Here is a 17,574-nt window from a genome sequence, read left to right as displayed (position 1 = left end):
ATGGTCGTGCCGCCCCGTCTGAAATATGGGCAACACCATTTACGCAGCCGTACCAGCGGAAGACCCGCGGAGAGAAACGCGGCCGCCCGCCTCAGAATAGCATGTTGCCAAAGCGGAAAAATCACCTAATGTCACGACAGGCAGCACTCGCCAGCGGCCAATGCCGCCTGACGCAGTCAGGTCGGTCGAAGTGCAGGCCAACGCTGGATCAATCCCACGAGATGGACAATACCGATCCCAAGGCAGATGGCTGAGCTCCAGAGAATGAACGGCGTAACTGGGCGGCCCGCAGCGAGCACCGCAGGCGCGAACGCAAGCCCGCGTACGACGTAAATGGTAGTGATAACGATCAGCACAGGCCTGAGAAGTGGCAATCCGTGAATCGCGCCTGCTCCTGCCAGAGCGTAAATGGACCACAAACCCAGTACGGCTGCGATACCGGTCGTGATCACGGCTGGATAATAACGTCCTTGGGCGGCCGCCCTGGCAAAGCGTTCGCCGGCACCGAAGAAGCGATACCAATTCGGTCCGCCAACGATCATGAAAAGATGAAGAACCGCCGCACTCGCGCTGAGAAGCGCGCCGATGGCTAGAAAAATGTTCACGTGTTTTGGCATGACGCTCCATTCGGACACCCGGTATATGTAGACGGACTATATGACACGCATGCCGCTTCAAAATACGTGCTTTTTCACCATCACCGTTGTCATGCCATCTGGCGCCAGATTGGCTTGCCGTTCCCATCGCGCCGCTGACTAGGCTACGGCTGCGTCCCGGCGCGCGCCGCGCTGTAGATCCAGCGCGACACGGCATTGACGCGCTCGCGGTGCACGGCTTCGGGAATCCGGTCGCGCTGCTCGGCATGGCGCGCCGCGACCTCGCCGGCGTTTACAGCGCGCGCAGCGCCGAGTGCGCCCAGCAGGTAGGGCCCCTGCGGATAGGCGCGCGTGCGCATCTCGTGCGTTTCGTGGCCGCGCCCGCGGGCGTCGCATTCGGCGGCCGCCAGCATGTCGGCGAAGCGCTCGGGTTTACGAAAGGCGTCGCAGCGCTCGAACAGAGTGACGATGGTGTTGGCGCGCAGTTCTTGTGCGCGGCTGACGTTGCCGTGCTCGCGCGCGGTCATCAGGGCCAGGTCGCGGCAGTCGTTCGGCACCTTCAGGCGCTTGCACACCGCGGAAATCAGCTTGGTGCCCATGCCTTCGTGGCCGTGGTGCGCCGGCCATTTGTCGGGCGGGGTGATGCCCTTGCCGAGGTCGTGCATGAGGGCGGCGAAGCGCACGGCCAGCGTGTGCTTGCGCTCGGCGGCGACGTCGATCACCAGCATCATGTGGACGCCGGTATCGACTTCCGGATGGTGCAGCGGCGGCTGCGGCACGCCCCACAAGGCATCGAGCTCGGGCAGGATGCGCGCCAGCGCGCCGCAGTCGCGCAGCACGGCCAGCATGCGCGACGGGTGAGCTTCCATGAGGCCGCGCGACAGTTCCTGCCAGACGCGCTCGGGCACCAGGGCATCGACCTCGCCGTCGGCCACCATCTTTTTCATCAGTGCCAGCGTCTCGCCTGCGACCGTAAAATCCGGAAAGCGCGCGGCGAAGCGGGCCAGGCGCAGGATGCGCACCGGGTCTTCGGCAAAGGCTTCCGACACATGGCGGAACAGGCGCGCCTCGAGATCGCGCTGGCCGCCGTAGGGGTCGACAATCGTGCCGTCCTCGGCGCGCGCCATCGCATTGATGGTCAGGTCGCGCCGCACCAGGTCGTCTTCCAGGGTGACCTCGGGCGAGGTGTGGAAGACGAAGCCGTGGTAACCAGGCGCGGTCTTGCGCTCGGTGCGGGCCAGCGCGTATTCCTCGTGCGTGTCCGGATGCAGGAAGACCGGAAAATCCTTGCCGACCGGGCGAAAGCCGGCCGCCAGCATCTGCTCGGGCGTGGCGCCAACGACGACGTGGTCGCGGTCCTGTACCGGCAGGCCGAGCAGCTCGTCGCGCACGGCACCGCCGACGACATAGGTCTTCATCGTCATGCCACCGTCATTCACGGGGCAGGTCGGCGTCGTGCAGCGGCGTGGGGTCGGTTTCCTGCATCGCCTCGGCGACCCAGCGCGCCACCGCCGGATGCGCCAGCATGCGGTCGCAATAGGCCTGCAGGGCCGGCGCCAGCGTCACGCCATAGGTCCTGAAGCGCATCACCACCGGCGCGTAAAAGGCGTCGGCAATCGAGAACTCGCCGAACAGGAAACCGCGGTGGCCGAAGCGCGCCAGGCAGTCTTCCCAGATCTCGCAGATGCGGCCGATGTCGGCCTGGGCGCCGGTGGTGCGGCCGCGCCCCGGCAGGCGCGCCTGGATGTTCATCGACATGTCGTTGCGTAGCGACGCGAAACCGGAGTGCATCTCGGCAGTGATCGATCGCGCCAGCGCGCGCGCCGCCACGTCCTGCGGCCACATGTGCTTGTCGGGGAACTGCTCGGCCAGGTATTCGCAGATCGCCAGGCTGTCCCAGATCGTCATTTCGCCGGCCAGCAGCACCGGCACCCGGCCGGCGTGCGAATACTGCGCGATTTTCGCGGCGGTGTCGGGCTGGTCGAGCAGGAGCCGCACTTCGGTGAACGGAATGTTGAAAGCGACCGCCGCCACCCAGGGCCGCATCGACCAGGAGGAGATGTTCTTGTTGCCGATGACGAGCGTGAGGCCGGGCGAACGCCCTTTGCCGAGTGCGTTCGAGAGGGCCGGGTCGAGTTCCGTAGTCTGCATGTCGTTCCTGGTTGGGTTTAGCGGGTTCATCTCCCCGCGCGGGTGCGCAATTTGTCGAGCGGTTCTCCCGGCGCCAGGTAATGCGGCGCCACCACTTCGAGCGGAGTGAGCTTGATTCCCAGCGACGCCGCTGTCAAGCCCGGCGCGGCCGGATCGAGCACATTATCCACCGTCATCGAGTCGAGGTTGTCGCGGGTGAGGATCGGATCGCCCGGCAGCAGCTCGAACAGCCGCGCCTGCAGCCGGGCGAGGCCGGCCGGCAGTGCGATGACGCGGCGCTCGCAGCCGGCATAGCGCCCCGCAAGTTGCACCAGTTCGCCCAGGGTATACACCGCCGGCCCGCCCAGCTGGACCACCTGGTTGCGCGCATGGGGATCGCGCAAGGCCTGCAGGTAGGCGCTGGCGACGTCGCCCACGTACACCGGCTGGAACCGGGTCGCGGCGCTGGCCAGCGGCACCACGGGCAGGCGCCGCTGCAGTTTCGCGAACGTGGTGAGCAGGTGGTCGCCCGGCCCGAACACCACCGAGGGCCTGAAGATCGTGCTGGCCACTTCCGGACGGCTGCGCGCGGCCAGCTCGCCGTCCCCTTTCGAGCGCGCGTACATCGACGGCCCGCGGCTGTCGGCACCGAGGGCGCTCATGTGCAGGTAGTGCGGCACGCCGGCAGCGGCGCAGGCGTCGACGATGCGGCGCGGCAGGTCGACATGGGCGCGCCGCAATTCGGGGCCATACGGATGGACGCGGCTGCCGTGCAGGATGCCGACCAGGTTGATCGCCGCCGTGCGCCCGGCCAGCAAGTCGCGCAGGGCGGTGCCGTCGTGGATATTGGCCTGGACCACGTCCACGCCCGGCAGCATGGTCAGCTCGCGCACGCGGTCGGCATGGCGCGTCGGCACCAGCGTCGGGATGTTTTCCTGCGACAGCAGCGCCACCAGGTGACTGCCGATGAAACCGGAACCGCCAAAAACCACCACCTGAGGGTCGCGCATGGGGTCCTCGCTAAATGAGTTTCGTAGGGTGGCCGGCTACACCCGGGTGGTCGACCATCCACTGCGCTGGCGCCGCCCACGCGTTCAAGCGGCATCCGAACCGTCGCGTCGCCTCGCCTGTTCGCTGGACGCGTGGGCGGCGTACAGGCCGCGTCGATGCGGGCTGCCGGGTGGAGCCGACCACCCTACGGAAGTCCGACACCGCCTGCCCGCGGGGTAATCGTGCCGAGGCGTGCCTTGAGCGACTGCGGGCGCCGTTCGAACAGGGCCGCGTAGTTCGTGGCGTTGGACATCACGTTGCGCACGTAGGTTCGGGTCTCACTGAAGGGAATCGTTTCGACAAACACGGCGCCCTCCATCGGTGCCTCGAGCAGGCCGCGCCAGGTGCGCGAGCGCGCGGGACCGGCGTTGTAGGCCGCAGTGGCCAGCACCTGCGAGCCGCCGTTATTTTCGAGCACCATGTTCATGTAGTTGGCGCCGAGGGTGATGTTGGTGCGCAGGTCGTTGAGCATGCCGTGCACGAAATCCGTCAGGCCGATTTTTCCCGCCACCCATTTACCGGTGGCCGGCATCACCTGCATCAGCCCGGACGCGCCCACGCCCGAACGGGCGTCGGTAATAAAACGCGATTCCTGGCGGATCAGGCCGTATACCCAGGCCGTGTCGAGCGACAGGCTCTTCGCGGTCGGCTGCAGGATCTCGTTGTGCGGCGCCGGGAAACGCTGGCTGTAGTCGAGCTCAGTACGGGTGCGCAGCGAGGTTTCGACCATGCGATCGAGCAGGTCGTTGCGGCGCGCGTATTCGGCGGCCGCCAGCAGCTGGCGCTCGGAGAGCGAGCGCAGCGCCCAGTTCCATTCGCGGTTGCCCTCGGCACGCAGGCGCAGCCGGTAGAATTTCATGGCCTGGCGCATGGCCGGCAGGTTTGCTACCGCATCGACCTCGGACGGCAGGACCGGCGCCGCGCTCGGCGGAATCGTCACCAGCTCGCCCAGCTCTTCCATCGCGAGCTGGCCATAGAAATTGTTCTGAGTGGCGATGCGGCGGAACAATGCCTCGCCCTCCTCGCGCCGGCCCTGGGCGGCGTGGGCACGCCCCAGCCAGTAGACCCAGCCCGATTCGTCGCGCAGCGGTGACGGCATCGACTCGATGGTGGCGGCCACCACGCGCCAGTCGCCGCGGCGCAGCGCCATCCGGGCTTTCCATTCGCGCTGGAAGTTCGTCAGCGGTGCGCCTTCGGCGCGCACCCAGTAGTCATGGGCTTCGGGCGAGAGCACGATCGAGGCGGCCAGGGCGACATTGGCCCAGCCGACCGCGCGTTCCTCGGCCGTGAGCTTGTCGCTGTTTTTATTCAGCGCGATGGTGGCCAGTTTCAGGCTGGTACGCGCCATGCGGCCCAGGGCTACCAGGTAGATTTCGTGCTCGGCGCGCGACTCGCCGATGCCGCGCGCCATCGCCACGGCCGGTGTATCGACCGCCTGCGCCGCGCGCACGTCCGAAGCCCCCAGCAGCTGGGCGATGCGGCGCGACGGGCCGGTCGCCCCCATTTCTCCAGCCAGGCGCAATTGCGCCAGCAATTCGTTCTGCCCGAGCTGGCCGGACTGGGCCAGTTGCGCCATCAGGGCGGCGCAGGCTTCGCCATAGGCCGGCGGATTGGCCAGCAGGGTGCGCGCTTCGGCAACGACCGGTTCGCCGCGCCCGGCGCGCATCAGGAGCGCGTAGCAGCGCACCTGCAGGTCGCTGTTTTGCGTCGCCAGGGCGAATTCGCGCTCAAAAGTGGTCCAGTCGCGCTGGCGGCCAAGTTCCAGCAGCCAGTCGGTGCGCAGCCGGTCGGCCACGGCGCTGCCCTCGTGGCGCCGCAGCACGCTGCGGATTTCCTCGTACGGTGTCTCGCGCAGGCGTGGTTTGAGACGATAATAGTCCACGTAAGCAGGCAGAGCATAGTTGGGCAGGCGCGAAGCGAGCGCGTTGGCGCGGGCGGCGTCGTCCTGGCGGGCGGCTTCGCGCAGCAGCAGGAAGGTTTCGTCCTCGGCGCGCGAGGCGTCGCTCACAGGAGCGGCGCCCGGCGCGGCAGGAACCGTCGAGGCGCCCGGCACGGGCGGCACGGTTGCTACAGGTACCTGGGCCAGGACGGAGGCGCCGGCGGCGGCGAAGACTACGCCGGCTATCAATTTCCATGGAAGCAACAACACAGCGTTTATACCCTTCATTTCGAAACATGACCGGCAAATCAAGAATACCATGCGCATCAATTGTGCCGCCACAAGCGAGCTCCAGCGTAGCGGAGCCCCTGGCGGCAGGCGATGAGGGCACGGCCGGGGAATCCCGGCCGGCGGTGCAGGCAATGTCCAGCATCGCACAGGACGGCGTGGCGTGCGGAAAGACTGCACAGGCAGCAGGAGCGGGCGACGTGGAAATGCAACAAAAAGGTGATGGCGCGCCGCTGCCACCGGCAGGCGCGGTAGCGGCCAAGGCCGCCTTGCGCCGTGCGCTGAAGGCGCAGCGCGCCAGCCTCGACGATGCCGGCAAGCGTGAACGCGACGCGCGCATCGGCGCCCAGGTGCTGGCCTGGTGGCGCCGTACCCGCCCGCCCCTGCTGGCCGTCTACTGGCCCCTGAGCGGCGAGCCCGACCTGCATGACACCTACCGCGCGCTGGCGCTGGAAGGCGCCGCGCTGGCGCTGCCGGTGGTCGTCGAACGGCATGCGCCGCTGGCGTTTGCCGCGTGGACGCCGGGCGAACCGATGCTGACCGATCCGATGGGGATCGCGGTGCCGGCGCAGCTGCGCACGGTGCCGCGTCCGCCGGCGCTGCTGGTGCCCTGCCTGGGCTTTAACGAGCACGGCTACCGGCTCGGCTACGGCGGCGGGTTTTATGACCGCACCCTGGCCGGCGGCGTCAAGCCGGCCACGCTCGGCATCGCTTACGCCTGCCAGGAGGCCGATTTCGGGGCCGATGTGCACGACCTGCCGCTCGACCTCATCGTGACCGAAGCGACTACGGTCGAGTAAGCGGCACGGCAAAAAAAAATCCCGGCAAACGCTTGCGCGTCGCCGGGATTGTTTTGTGCCGCCTGCGTTCTTGCGCAACGCTTATTTTGCCACCAGGCGCTCCCAGATCGCGGTCGTCGCCGCGGCCTGGTTCATGCTGTAAAAATGCAGGCCCGGGGCGCCGCCTGCGAGCAGGCGTTCGCACAGCCCGGTCACCACATCCAGCCCGAAGGCCTTGATCGAGGCGCTGTCGTCGCCGAAACTGGCCAGTTTCAGGCGCACCCAGCGCGGGATTTCGGCGCCGCACATCTCGGAAAAACGCATCAGCTGCGTGTAGTTCGTGATCGGCATGATGCCGGCCACGATCGGCACCTCGACGCCCAGTTTCTGCGCATTCTCGACGAACTGGAAATAGGCGTCGGCGTTGTAGAAATACTGGGTAATGGCGGCGTTGGCCCCGGCCTTGACCTTGCGTTCAAAGTTCAGCAGGTCGTCCTGCGGGGACCTGGCCTGCGGGTGCATTTCCGGATAGGCCGCCACTTCGATATGAAACCAGTCGCCGGTCTCAAGCCGGATGAACTCGACCAGTTCGTTGGCGTAGCGCAGCTCGCCGGCGCCGCCGTAGCCGCTCGGCAAATCGCCGCGCAGCGCCACCAGGCGGCGGATGCCGTGCGCCTGGAACTGCTGCAGCAGCGCGCGGATCGAGGTGCGTGTCGCACCGATGCACGACAGGTGGGGCGCGGCCAGCTGGCCGTCGGCCATGATGTCGAGCACCGTGTCGAGCGTACCCTGCTGGGTGGAGCCGCCCGCCCCGAAGGTCACCGAAAAATACTTCGGATGCAGTTCGGCCAGCTTGCGACGCGTGACGCGCAGTTTATCGGCGCCCTCGGGCGTCTTGGGCGGGAAAAACTCGATACTGAAATTATGAGTTTCCATTTTTACTCAGGAGCAAGGTTGAAAGTGCCCACGAAATGACGCTGTACAGGATCGCCGCCAGGAAGGCAGACCAGAATCCCGCCACCTCGAAGCCCTCGATCATGGTCGACACCAGCCAGAACAGGACGGCATTGATGACCAGGATAAAGAACCCCATCGACAGCAGGGTGACAGGCATAGTCAGCAACACCAGCAGGGGCCGGATCAGCGTGTTGACCAGTCCCAGCACGAGCGCCGCGATGAGGGCGGTGCCGACGTTGGTGACGGACACGGAATGCATCAGGTAAGGCAGGGCCATCAGCGCGGCAGCGTTGATCAGCCAGGTCAGGAGCAGGCGCATGTTCAGCTTTCGTGGTGCGTTTCTTGTTATTGGAGACGAACTTGGGAAGCGCCCTGGACCCGCACCGAGTCCAGGGCATGGCGGCAACGAGGGCCGCTTACTGCTTACTGCTACCTATCAATAACGGTAGTGGTCAGGCTTGTAAGGGCCTTCCTTCTTCACCGAGATGTAGGCCGCCTGCTCCTCGGTCAGTTCGGTCAGCTGGGCGTTAAGCTTTTTCAGCTGCAGGCGCGCCACCTTCTCGTCGAGGTGCTTCGGCAGCGTGTAGACGCCGACCGGGTACTGGTCGGTGTTGGCGAACAGTTCGATCTGGGCGATGGTCTGGTTCGCGAACGACGAGCTCATCACGTACGACGGGTGGCCCGTACCGCAGCCCAGGTTCACCAGGCGGCCTTCGGCCAGCAGGATGATGCGCTTGCCATCAGGGAAGATGACGTGGTCGACCTGCGGCTTGATGTTTTCCCACTCGTATTTCTTAAGCGAGGCGACATCGATTTCGTTGTCGAAGTGACCGATGTTGCAGACGATCGCCTGATCCTTCATGCGCAGCATGTGCTGTTCGGTCAGGATGTGATAGTTGCCGGTGCAGGTAACAAAAATGTCGCCATGTTCGGCGGCGTAATCCATCGTCACGACGCGGTAGCCTTCCATTGCCGCCTGCAGCGCGCAGATCGGGTCGATTTCCGTGACCCACACCTGGGCCGACAGGGCGCGCATGGCCTGGGCCGAGCCCTTGCCGACGTCACCGTAACCGGCGATGACGGCCACTTTGCCGGCGATCATGACGTCGGTGGCGCGCTTGATACCGTCGACCAGCGACTCGCGGCAACCATACAGGTTGTCGAACTTCGACTTGGTGACGGAATCGTTGACGTTGATCGCCGGGAAGGCCAGCTTGCCTTCCTGATGCATCTGGTACAGGCGGTGCACGCCGGTGGTCGTTTCTTCGGTCACGCCAAGGATCTGCGGCAGGCGCTTCGAGTACCAGTGCGGATCGACGGCGAGGCGGCCGCGGATGGCATTGAACAGGCAGATTTCCTCTTCCGAACCCGGCTTGGCCAGCACCGAGATATCGGTCTCGGCGCGCGCGCCCAGGTGCAGCAGCAGGGTGGCGTCGCCGCCGTCGTCGAGGATCATGTTCGAGTACACGGCATTGCCGGCGGCGTCGTTCGGCCACTCGAAGATGCGGTGGGTGTATTCCCAGTACTCATCCAGGGTTTCGCCCTTGACGGCGAACACCGGCGTGCCGACCGCGGCAATCGCTGCGGCAGCGTGGTCCTGGGTCGAGTAGATGTTGCACGACGCCCAGCGCACTTGCGCGCCGAGGGCTTCCAGCGTGCGGATCAGCACGGCGGTCTGGATGGTCATGTGCAGCGAGCCGGTGATGCGCGCGCCCTTCAGGGGCTGCGCAGCGGCAAATTCTTCCTGGATGGCCATCAGGCCCGGCATCTCCGTTTCGGCGATGCGGATTTCCTTCTCGCCCCAGGCGGCCAGGGAGATGTCGGCAATGTGGAAGTCTTGGGTAGTTTTCAAAACGGCGCTCATCACGCCCTCCTTTCAGTTAGAAAAAAGTAACGTGAGCGCAGTGTTGATGATCCGAGCCTGGCGAAAGTGAATTCTCTCGTCGCAACGCTCCTCGGAACGGAATAGTTTAACACGTCTGGGCGCAGCTGGCAGGGGCAGCGGCCCTGGCTTCAGGGGCATTTGCGTATGCGCAACGGAACATGTGCAGCCAGGGACCCTGCCCGGCCGCCAGGGCACGGCCGGTCCCGCTCCGCCTTCAGGCCAGGGCGGCAACGCCCGTGATCGGCAGGGCTGCGCCTGGTTGCGCCAGCGGCAGGCAAATATCGAAACTGCTGCCCAGGCCCAGGCCCGCGCTGCTGGCCTTGACCGTGCCGCCATGCAGTTCGACCAGGCTTTTCACCAGGGCCAACCCGAGGCCCAGGCCGCCGTTCTGGCGTTCGGACGAGGTCTCCGCCTGCACATACAGATCGAACAGATGGGGCAAGAGTTCGGCAGCAATACCCTGGCCGTTGTCGGCCACCCGCAAGGCGGCGGCACCGTCGCGCTCTTCCAGCGCCAGGGTGATGTGTCCGCCCGTTCCCGTGTAGCGGATCGCATTGCCGAGCAGGTTGCCGACCACCTGGACCAAGCGGATCGCATCGCCTTCGATCGTGCACGGCACGCCTGGCAACAGCACCTCGATCCGCTGCGCCTTGCGTTCGGCTGCCGGCATGATCTGTTCGATGGCGGCGTTGACCACGTCGCGCAGGTCGACTTCGGCCATGACGATCGAAATCATGCCGCGGCTGATGCGCGATACGTCCAGCAAGTCTTCCACCAGCCGGTTCATGTGGCTCACCTGTCGATTGATGAGGTCGCTCAGGCTGGCGGTCTGGGTCGTCACGCCCGGATTCTTTTTCAACAGGTAGGCTGCCATGGCCGCGGCCGACAAGGGACCGCGCAGCTCGTGGCTGAGCATCGACAGGAATTCGTTCTTCTGGCGATCGGCCGAGATCAGCGACGCTGCCTTTTCGTTGAGCAGTCGATTCAGTTCCTCGACCTGTCCGTTGGTCTGCTCCAGACGCCGCGATACGGCGACCAGTTCGTCCTGGCGCTCCTGCAACGCTGCCAGTGCATCGGTCAGCTCGCGGTTTTGGTGATTCGCTTCGGACAAGGCGACATTGCTCGGCAGCGAGACCCCCGCCACCGCCCGGACGATGTCGTCAGCAAGGATCGCGCGCGGGCTGGCCGGCAGCATTTTGGTCAGCAGGATGCGCGTGCCGCTCTTGCCGGTGTCGATATCGCACTCGTCCATGAAGCGCCGCGCCGCCAGCAGGCCGCCGCCACCCGGGCGCTGGGCGCGTTCCTTCCCCGCAAGCAGCAACTCGAGGCCATCGATGCCCGGCCCTTCATCTTCGACCACCACCACCAGCGTCTGCCGTCCCGCCGCACCAGCCAACGAAAAGCCGACCCTGCCTTCGCCCGCATAACTGAACACGTTGCGCGCAAGCTCCGACACGACGGTCGCGATGCGTGCCTGGTCGTGCTGGCCGAAGCCGCAATGGGCCGCGATTTGACGCGCCCGCTGGCGCGAAGCAATGACATCCATCTCGCAAGCAACGACGATCGACAGGATGGGCTGAGACATGGCGTCCTTTCTTATATGCAAGTGAACATTTCCGTTAAAGGAAAGTCGAGCGAGGACAGGAGCGGCTGGCGGCGGACAAGCCAGTGCGGGACAGGCGGGAATGTACGACAGGACATTTATTAACTGAATCAAAAGCACTCGGAGCGGATTATGCGCCACAAGTTGCGAACGTGGTGCAAACAGTCGGCATTATCGGCAAACCAGGAGGCGTACCGCATGGAACGTCGTGCCGATGGCACAACCATGCCAGAACGTCATGGGTCATGCAGGAGAGGGGAGAAACGCCGCGGGGAGATCGTCGCGGCGAAGCGAGGGCGATGGAAGCATCGCCCTGGTGCGGACGCCGTCCGCACCTTATACGCTGCAGCTTGTTACGCCAGCCCGGCTTCCGCGCGCAGCAGCGCCGCCTTGTCGGTGCGCTCCCAGGTGAATTCCGGCTCTTCGCGGCCGAAGTGGCCGTAGGCGGCCGTCTTCGCGTAGATCGGACGCAGCAGGTCGAGCATCTGGACGATGCCTTTCGGGCGCAGGTCGAAGTGTTCCATCACGAGCTGGGCGATCTTGTCGTCAGGGATGACGCCGGTGCCTTCGGTGTAGACCGTGATGTTGATCGGGCGCGCCACGCCGATCGCGTAGCTGACCTGCACCTGGCACTGGCGCGCGAGACCCGCGGCGACGATGTTCTTGGCCACATAACGCGCCGCGTAGGCAGCCGAACGGTCGACCTTGGTCGGGTCCTTGCCCGAGAACGCGCCGCCGCCGTGCGGGGCTGCGCCGCCGTAGGTGTCGACGATGATCTTGCGGCCGGTCAGGCCGCAGTCGCCCTGCGGGCCGCCGATGACGAAACGGCCGGTCGGGTTGACCAGGTATTTCGTGTTCTGCAGCCACTCGCGCGGCAGGATCGGCTTGATGATTTCCTCGATCACGGCTTCCTCGATCTGCGAGTGGGTGACGTCCGGATGGTGCTGGGTCGACAGCACGACGGTGTCGACCGAGACCGGGCGGCCGTCGACATAGCGCAGCGTGACCTGGCTCTTCGCGTCCGGGCGCAGCCATTGCAGGCGGCCGTCCTTGCGCAGTTGCGACTGGCGCTCGACCAGGCGGTGCGCGTAATGGATGGCGGCCGGCATCAGCTCGGCGGTCTCGTCGCAGGCGTAGCCGAACATCAGGCCCTGGTCGCCCGCGCCCTGGTCGAGGTCGAGGCCTGCGCCTTCGTCCACGCCCTGGGCGATGTCCGGCGACTGCTTGTCGTAGCAGACCATGACCGCGCAGCCTTTGTAGTCGATGCCGAAGTCGGTGTTGTCGTAACCGATGCGCTTGATGGTGTTGCGCGCGACGCCGATATAATCGACGTTGGCGTGGGTGGTGATTTCGCCGGCGAGCACGACCAGGCCGGTGTTGCACAGCGTTTCAGCAGCCACGCGGGCACGTGGATCCTGCTCGAGGATGGCGTCGAGAATCGCGTCCGAGATCTGGTCGGCGACTTTGTCGGGGTGGCCTTCCGAGACGGATTCGGAAGTAAAGAGATAATCGTTGGACATGAAGGCTCCAGTTACTGTTCAAAAACTGCCGCAGCAACCCGTGCCTGCGACGCTTTAGCGACATTTATATTCCGCTTCGCAAGTTGTCTATTAACTCGGCGGATCCTGCATAAAGTGGTATTTTACGCTCCTTTAAGAAATTTTTTGCGGAGTGCGCCACTTCCTCCTCAACCCTGATCAATCGAATGCTAGTTATTTTATTTAAAGCCCTGTCCGTCTTCCCCCTGCGCATGCTCCACGCCCTGGGCGCCGCGCTGGGCTGGCTGGTTTACCTGCTCTCCCCTTCCTACCGCCGCCGCCTCGACGCCAACCTGGCGCAGGCCGGCTTCAGCAGCCACCGCCGCGCCGCCGTCGCCGAGGCCGGCAAGGCGATCGTCGAGCTCGCTTTCGTCTGGTGCGGCAAGCCCGAGCGCGTCGCGCGCCATGCGCGCGTCGAGGGTTGGGACGTGGTCCAGCGCGTGCTCGACGCCGGCCGCGGCATTGTGTTCCTGACGCCGCACCTGGGCTGTTTCGAGATGACCGCGCAGCAGATCGCGCTGCGCACGGCGCTGACCGTCATGTACCGCCCGCCGAAGAAAAGCGCCCTCAAGCCACTGGTCGAAGGCGCTAGAGCCCGCCACAACCTGCACCTGGCGCCGGCCAACCTGTCTGGCGTGCGCATCCTGGCCAAGACCCTCAAAAGCGGCCAGCCGATCGGCCTGCTGCCGGACCAGGTACCGCAGGAAGGCGAAGGCGTCTGGGCGCCGTTTTTCGGCCGCAACGCCTACACGATGACGCTGCCGGCCAAGCTGGCCCAGCTCGGGCGCGCCGACATCCTGCTGGTGTACGCCGAGCGCCTGCCGCACGGGCGTGGCTATACCGTGCGCTTCGTGCCGTTCACGGGCGACCTGTCGGGCGATGCGTCTGCACAAGCGGCCAGCATCAACCGCGCGATGGAGGAACTCATTGCCCGCTGCCCGGCCCAGTATTTCTGGAGCTATAACCGCTATAAAAAACCCGATGGGGTCGCCGCGCCGGAAGCCGAGGCCGTGGCATGAGGGCCGTGATCGCCTTCCTGTGGCTGCTGCACTGGCTGCCACTGCCCGTGCTCGGGCGTTTCGGCGCGGGCGTCGGCAGCCTGCTGTTCCTGGTGCTGGGCAAGCGGCGCCATATCGCCTTGACCAATTTGCGCCTGTGCATGCCCGAATTGTCCGAGCAGGAGCGGCGCCGCATCGCGCGTGAACACTTCCGCAGCTATTCGCGCAGTATTTTCGAGCGCTCGATCCTGTGGTGGGCGCCCGAGGCGCGCGTGCGCAAGCTGATCCATGTGGAGCCCGCGGTGCCGCAGGCAGCGATGGAAGACGGGCCGACGATCCTGCTGTGCCCGCACTTCGTGTGCCTGGACGTGGCCGGCGTGGCGGCGCGCGTGATCCCGGTCTGCAGCATGTACGTGCCGCAAAAGAACGCCGCTTTTGATGCGCTGCTGCGCCATGGCCGCGAACGCTACGGCCCGGTGCGGCTGGTGACGAGAAAAGAAGGCATCAAGCCGATCCTGCGCGCACTGCGCGACGGCCTGCCCTATTTCATGCTGCCGGATATGGATTTCGGCGAAAAGGATGCCGAGTTCGTGCCCTTCTTCGGCGTGCCTGCCGCCACCCTGACGGCGCTCGGCCGCATCGCCGGCACCACCGGCGCCAAGGTGATCCCGGTGGTGGCGACCTTCATGCCGAATTACCAGGGCTGGCGCGTGCGCTTCTATCCCGCCTGGGAAAATTATCCTGGCGACGACATGATCGCGGCGACGCGCCGCATGAACGCCTTCATCGAAGAGCGCGTGCGTGAAGCACCGGCCGAATACTTCTGGACCCATAAACGCTTCAAGACCCGCCCGCCGGGCGAGCCCTCCCTGTACGAATAAACCACTATGAAACTCACCTTCACCAAAATGCAGGGCGCGGGCAACGACTTCGTTGTGCTTGATGCGATCAACCAGCAGGTCGATTTCAGCACTGAACAATGGCGCCGCCTGGCCGACCGCCGCTTCGGCGTCGGCGCCGACCAGATCCTGGTCGTCGAACGCCCGACGGTCCCCGGCTGCGATTTCCGCTACCGCATATTTAATAGCGACGGCGGTGAAGTCGAGCAGTGCGGCAACGGCGCGCGCGCCTTCGCCCGTTTCGTCAGCGACAAGGGCCTGAGCCGCGAGCGCAGCATCCGGGTGCAGACGATGTCGGGCATCATCGCGCCGCGCCTGGAAGACGATGGCAGCGTGACGGTCGACATGGGGGCGCCCGTGCTCGAACCGGCCGCGGTGCCGTTCGACGCCGAGGGCCTGGAAGGCCACCTCGAAGGGCGCGATACCCTGTGGCCGCTACCGTTGCACCAGGGTGTGCTGGAAACGACCGTGCTTGTCTCGACCGTATCGATGGGCAATCCGCATGCCGTGCAGGTCGTGGACGACGTCGACACCGCACCGGTCGCTGAAATGGGACCGCAGATCGAGCAGCACCTGCGCTTCCCGAAGCGCGTCAACGCCGGCTTCATGCAGGTGCTCGAGCGCAAGCACGTGAAGCTGCGCGTGTACGAACGCGGCGCCGGCGAGACGCTGGCCTGCGGCACCGGCGCCTGCGCTGCCGTCGTCGCCGGCATTCGCCGTGGCCTGCTCGATTCGCCGGTACGGGTGTCGGCGCGCGGCGGCGAGCTGTCGATCGCCTGGGCCGGCGAAGGCGAACCGGTCTACCTGAGTGGCCCGGCCGTGACCGTGTTCGAAGGCGAGATCGAGCTGTAGATGAAGCTGCGGGTTGCGCTGCAGGTGGCAGCCGCAGCTTCAGCTTTCACTAGGCAGCAATCCCGTACGAAGTGCCCGCGCGCGCAGCCGCCGGCACCGGCAAAGTGTCTTCCGATCCGTCAACGCCCACCGGCACGGGAGCGGCGATCAGCGTGCGCAGGCGATACAGGCGCTGGCGGTAATTGCCTTCCGGACCGCCCGGGCCGCAATCGACCCCGTCAAACAGGCGCACGATGCGGTCGAGCGACTGGCGTTCCTGCGCCGTGTCGATCATGACGAGGCGGCGCTTGCTGCGCCCATAACTGGCGCGGATGTCGATCACCAGGCAATGGCCTTGGTCCGCCGCCGGCACGTCGAGCAGCAGGGTTTCGGCACGCGTGAGGCCGAACAGCGCTGCGAGTTCGAGGCGCGCCGCCAGCAAGGGATAAGGAGCGAGGTCGCCGACGCAGGCCAGCAGCGCGCCCGTTTCGAGGTGGGCCGCGTCCGCCGGACGCGGGGCGATTTTCTGCAAGGCGGCGAGCGCCTCGGCATTGCCCTGGGCCGCCGCCTGCTGCAGCCAGAACACCGCGCGCACATCGTTGCTCTCGTTTTCGCGGCGCGCACGCCAGGCATTGCTGCCGCACTCGAGCTGGGCGGCCTCGTAGCCCATCTCCGCCGCGCGCTCGAGGTAGCGCTGGGCATCGGCGACATTGCGTTGCGAGAATTCGGGCTTCAGGTAGATGCGCGACAGCGCGTACCAGGCTGCGGCCAGCCCCTGCTCGCCGGCCAGCAGCAGCCAGCGGATCGCTTTCTTGAAATTGGCCGCGCCGGCGCCGCTGGTGATCCGGGTGCCGTCGACCTGCATGCGCGCATACCAGAGGCCCATCGCCAGTTGCGCATGCCGGTCGTGTTCGCTCGCTGCCAGTTCCCAGAAGGTGTGCAGCTCGTCGCTGCTGACGCCGGATGCCGCGCCCTCGCCCTGGGCCAGCAGGCGCGCAGTACGCGACAACAGGGTGACCTCGCCCGGCGCCAGGCGCTGCCCGCGCTTGCTGCCCGCGCCGTGGACCAGCGTCCGCGCCAGGGGCAGCGCACGCTCGAGGTAATCAAGCCATGCACCGGTGGTCCAGCTCTGTTCGAGCAGGGCGAGCTGGGCCTCGGCCAGGCCGTAATCGGCGGCGCGGCGCAGCCAGGGCTGCGCCCCTGCAGCCGGCGGCGGCACCGTGCCGGCCACGCGGCGGTCCATTGGCTGGCCCGCCGTATTGGCGGGCATGGCGGCGCCCTGGCCACTCGCGCCACCCCTGGCGCCGGGCGCCGCGCGCGCCTGCGCCGCACCCCCTGCGGCCGAAATGGCGGCCGCCATTTCGGCCCTGCGCGCCAGCAGCCACTGGGCCTCGGTGAAGCCGGCCTGCGCCGCGTCTTCCAAGGCGTGCACGGCCTTGGTCTGTGCCGCACCGGAACCGGCGCCGCCGTCCGCGAGCAGCAGCTGGGCCAGGACCAGGCCGGCGCGCACGTTGCCGTTGTCGTAGGCGCGCTCGTACCACGGCACCAGCGGTGTCGCATGGGTGCGCGCCAGGTCGAACGGGATATGGCTGCCGATCAGTTCGCACGACTCGGCGCAGCCCTGGCGCGCCGCGCGGTCGAGCCAGTGCAGCGCGGTAGGCAGGCTGCGCGGCAGGCCGGCGCTGCCGAACAGATAGCGCTTGCCGAGCTCGAGTTGCGCCTCGGCGCGGCCGCTGCGGGCGCCGCGAATGATCGCCAGTTCTTCACGATTTGCCATCGGTCGGTCTTTGTCAGTGTGGTGGGAGGCGTGGCGCGCGCGGATCGGCGGTAGGCCGCGACGGCAGGGCCGTCGTGGAAAAGTTGCCGGTGAAAAGAAGTGATCGAATCGCGCCCACACCCATCGGTTCAGGAAAAGTCTAAGCCAGCCCCTGCCCCCTCATGTCCCGAACAGCCCGATGATTGATATCGAACAAGCGCACCTGATTGGGGCGGAACCCGGCACATCCGAGTGCATTCAAGCGCGCTGATGGCGCGGCAGAGCGAACTCTGCGTTTCAAAAATACAACAGCACGATTGGTTAAATTGGCTTTCCACCAACTCGCGCCGTCATAATTAACAAATCCGGCAATCTTGACGCATTA

Annotated in this window: 15 protein-coding genes and 1 riboswitch; of the genes, 4 read left to right on the top strand and 11 right to left on the bottom strand. The window is 66.1% G+C overall.

Annotation, left to right across the window (positions count from 1 at the left end):
* Window positions 1–176: 176 nt before the first annotated feature.
* The 5 genes from ACFPN5_RS10920 to ACFPN5_RS10900 all read right to left on the bottom strand — a co-directional run bounded on the left by ACFPN5_RS10920 (window position 177) and on the right by ACFPN5_RS10900 (window position 5,943).
* Window positions 177–617 carry a hypothetical protein gene (locus ACFPN5_RS10920; protein WP_379783050.1) on the bottom strand — a complete coding sequence of 147 codons (441 nt, stop codon included), beginning with the start codon at window positions 615–617 and terminating at the stop codon, window positions 177–179.
* A 143-nt stretch (window positions 618–760) separates the two neighbouring features.
* Window positions 761–2,014, bottom strand: coding sequence for a multifunctional CCA addition/repair protein (locus ACFPN5_RS10915; protein ID WP_379783117.1), 1,254 nt, complete (start codon window positions 2,012–2,014; stop codon window positions 761–763).
* Between the two features lie 13 nt (window positions 2,015–2,027).
* Window positions 2,028–2,747 (bottom strand): glutathione S-transferase family protein, encoded by a 720-nt coding sequence (locus tag ACFPN5_RS10910; protein WP_379783048.1) that lies wholly within the window; start codon window positions 2,745–2,747, stop codon window positions 2,028–2,030.
* A 26-nt stretch (window positions 2,748–2,773) separates the two neighbouring features.
* The gene (locus ACFPN5_RS10905; RefSeq protein WP_379783046.1) at window positions 2,774–3,736 is read right to left on the bottom strand and encodes a complex I NDUFA9 subunit family protein; all 963 of its coding nucleotides are present in this window, start codon (window positions 3,734–3,736) and stop codon (window positions 2,774–2,776) included.
* Window positions 3,737–3,921: 185 nt separating this feature from the next.
* Window positions 3,922–5,943: a lytic transglycosylase domain-containing protein gene (locus ACFPN5_RS10900; protein WP_379783044.1), complete on the bottom strand. Its 2,022-nt coding sequence runs from the start codon at window positions 5,941–5,943 to the stop codon at window positions 3,922–3,924.
* A gap of 134 nt (window positions 5,944–6,077) precedes the next feature.
* Here ACFPN5_RS10900 and ACFPN5_RS10895 point away from each other — a divergent pair, with 134 nt between their 5' ends.
* Complete coding sequence (locus ACFPN5_RS10895) at window positions 6,078–6,743, top strand: 5-formyltetrahydrofolate cyclo-ligase (protein ID WP_379783042.1); 666 nt, start codon at window positions 6,078–6,080, stop codon at window positions 6,741–6,743.
* Window positions 6,744–6,824: 81 nt separating this feature from the next.
* Here the strand turns inward: ACFPN5_RS10895 and metF are convergent, their stop codons facing one another.
* From metF to metK, 5 genes are all read right to left on the bottom strand, one after another.
* Window positions 6,825–7,658, bottom strand: a complete 834-nt coding sequence (gene metF / locus ACFPN5_RS10890) for a methylenetetrahydrofolate reductase [NAD(P)H] (protein ID WP_379783040.1) — start codon at window positions 7,656–7,658, stop codon at window positions 6,825–6,827.
* Entirely contained in the window at window positions 7,645–7,998 is a 354-nt protein-coding gene (locus tag ACFPN5_RS10885) for a phage holin family protein (RefSeq protein WP_379783038.1), read from the bottom strand. The genes metF and ACFPN5_RS10885 overlap by 14 nt, the downstream gene beginning before the upstream one ends.
* Window positions 7,999–8,115: 117 nt before the next feature.
* The gene (gene ahcY, locus ACFPN5_RS10880; RefSeq protein WP_379783036.1) at window positions 8,116–9,543 is read right to left on the bottom strand and encodes an adenosylhomocysteinase; all 1,428 of its coding nucleotides are present in this window, start codon (window positions 9,541–9,543) and stop codon (window positions 8,116–8,118) included.
* A 26-nt stretch (window positions 9,544–9,569) separates the two neighbouring features.
* Window positions 9,570–9,642, bottom strand: a riboswitch (S-adenosyl-L-homocysteine riboswitch).
* A gap of 136 nt (window positions 9,643–9,778) precedes the next feature.
* Window positions 9,779–11,149, bottom strand: coding sequence for an ATP-binding protein (locus ACFPN5_RS10875; protein WP_379783034.1), 1,371 nt, complete (start codon window positions 11,147–11,149; stop codon window positions 9,779–9,781).
* Between the two features lie 371 nt (window positions 11,150–11,520).
* The gene (gene metK / locus ACFPN5_RS10870) at window positions 11,521–12,687 is read right to left on the bottom strand and encodes a methionine adenosyltransferase (RefSeq protein WP_379783032.1); all 1,167 of its coding nucleotides are present in this window, start codon (window positions 12,685–12,687) and stop codon (window positions 11,521–11,523) included.
* A gap of 185 nt (window positions 12,688–12,872) precedes the next feature.
* Between metK and ACFPN5_RS10865 the strand changes: the two genes are divergently transcribed.
* The 3 genes from ACFPN5_RS10865 to dapF are packed head-to-tail and all read left to right on the top strand — an operon-like array spanning window position 12,873 to window position 15,454.
* Entirely contained in the window at window positions 12,873–13,724 is an 852-nt protein-coding gene (locus ACFPN5_RS10865) for a lysophospholipid acyltransferase family protein (protein ID WP_379783030.1), read from the top strand.
* Window positions 13,721–14,584 carry an LpxL/LpxP family acyltransferase gene (locus ACFPN5_RS10860; protein ID WP_379783028.1) on the top strand — a complete coding sequence of 288 codons (864 nt, stop codon included), beginning with the start codon at window positions 13,721–13,723 and terminating at the stop codon, window positions 14,582–14,584. Before ACFPN5_RS10865 ends, ACFPN5_RS10860 begins: the two co-directional genes overlap by 4 nt.
* A 6-nt stretch (window positions 14,585–14,590) precedes the next feature.
* Window positions 14,591–15,454 (top strand): diaminopimelate epimerase, encoded by an 864-nt coding sequence (gene dapF, locus ACFPN5_RS10855; RefSeq protein ID WP_379783026.1) that lies wholly within the window; start codon window positions 14,591–14,593, stop codon window positions 15,452–15,454.
* Window positions 15,455–15,503: 49 nt separating this feature from the next.
* Here the strand turns inward: dapF and ACFPN5_RS10850 are convergent, their stop codons facing one another.
* Complete coding sequence (locus tag ACFPN5_RS10850; protein ID WP_379783024.1) at window positions 15,504–17,210, bottom strand: tetratricopeptide repeat protein; 1,707 nt, start codon at window positions 17,208–17,210, stop codon at window positions 15,504–15,506.
* Window positions 17,211–17,574: the final 364 nt, after the last annotated feature.

The organism is Massilia niabensis (assembly GCF_042655085.1).
GTDB lineage: Bacteria > Pseudomonadota > Gammaproteobacteria > Burkholderiales > Burkholderiaceae_D > Telluria > Telluria niabensis.
This window is presented reverse-complemented; position numbering and strand designations above follow the sequence as displayed.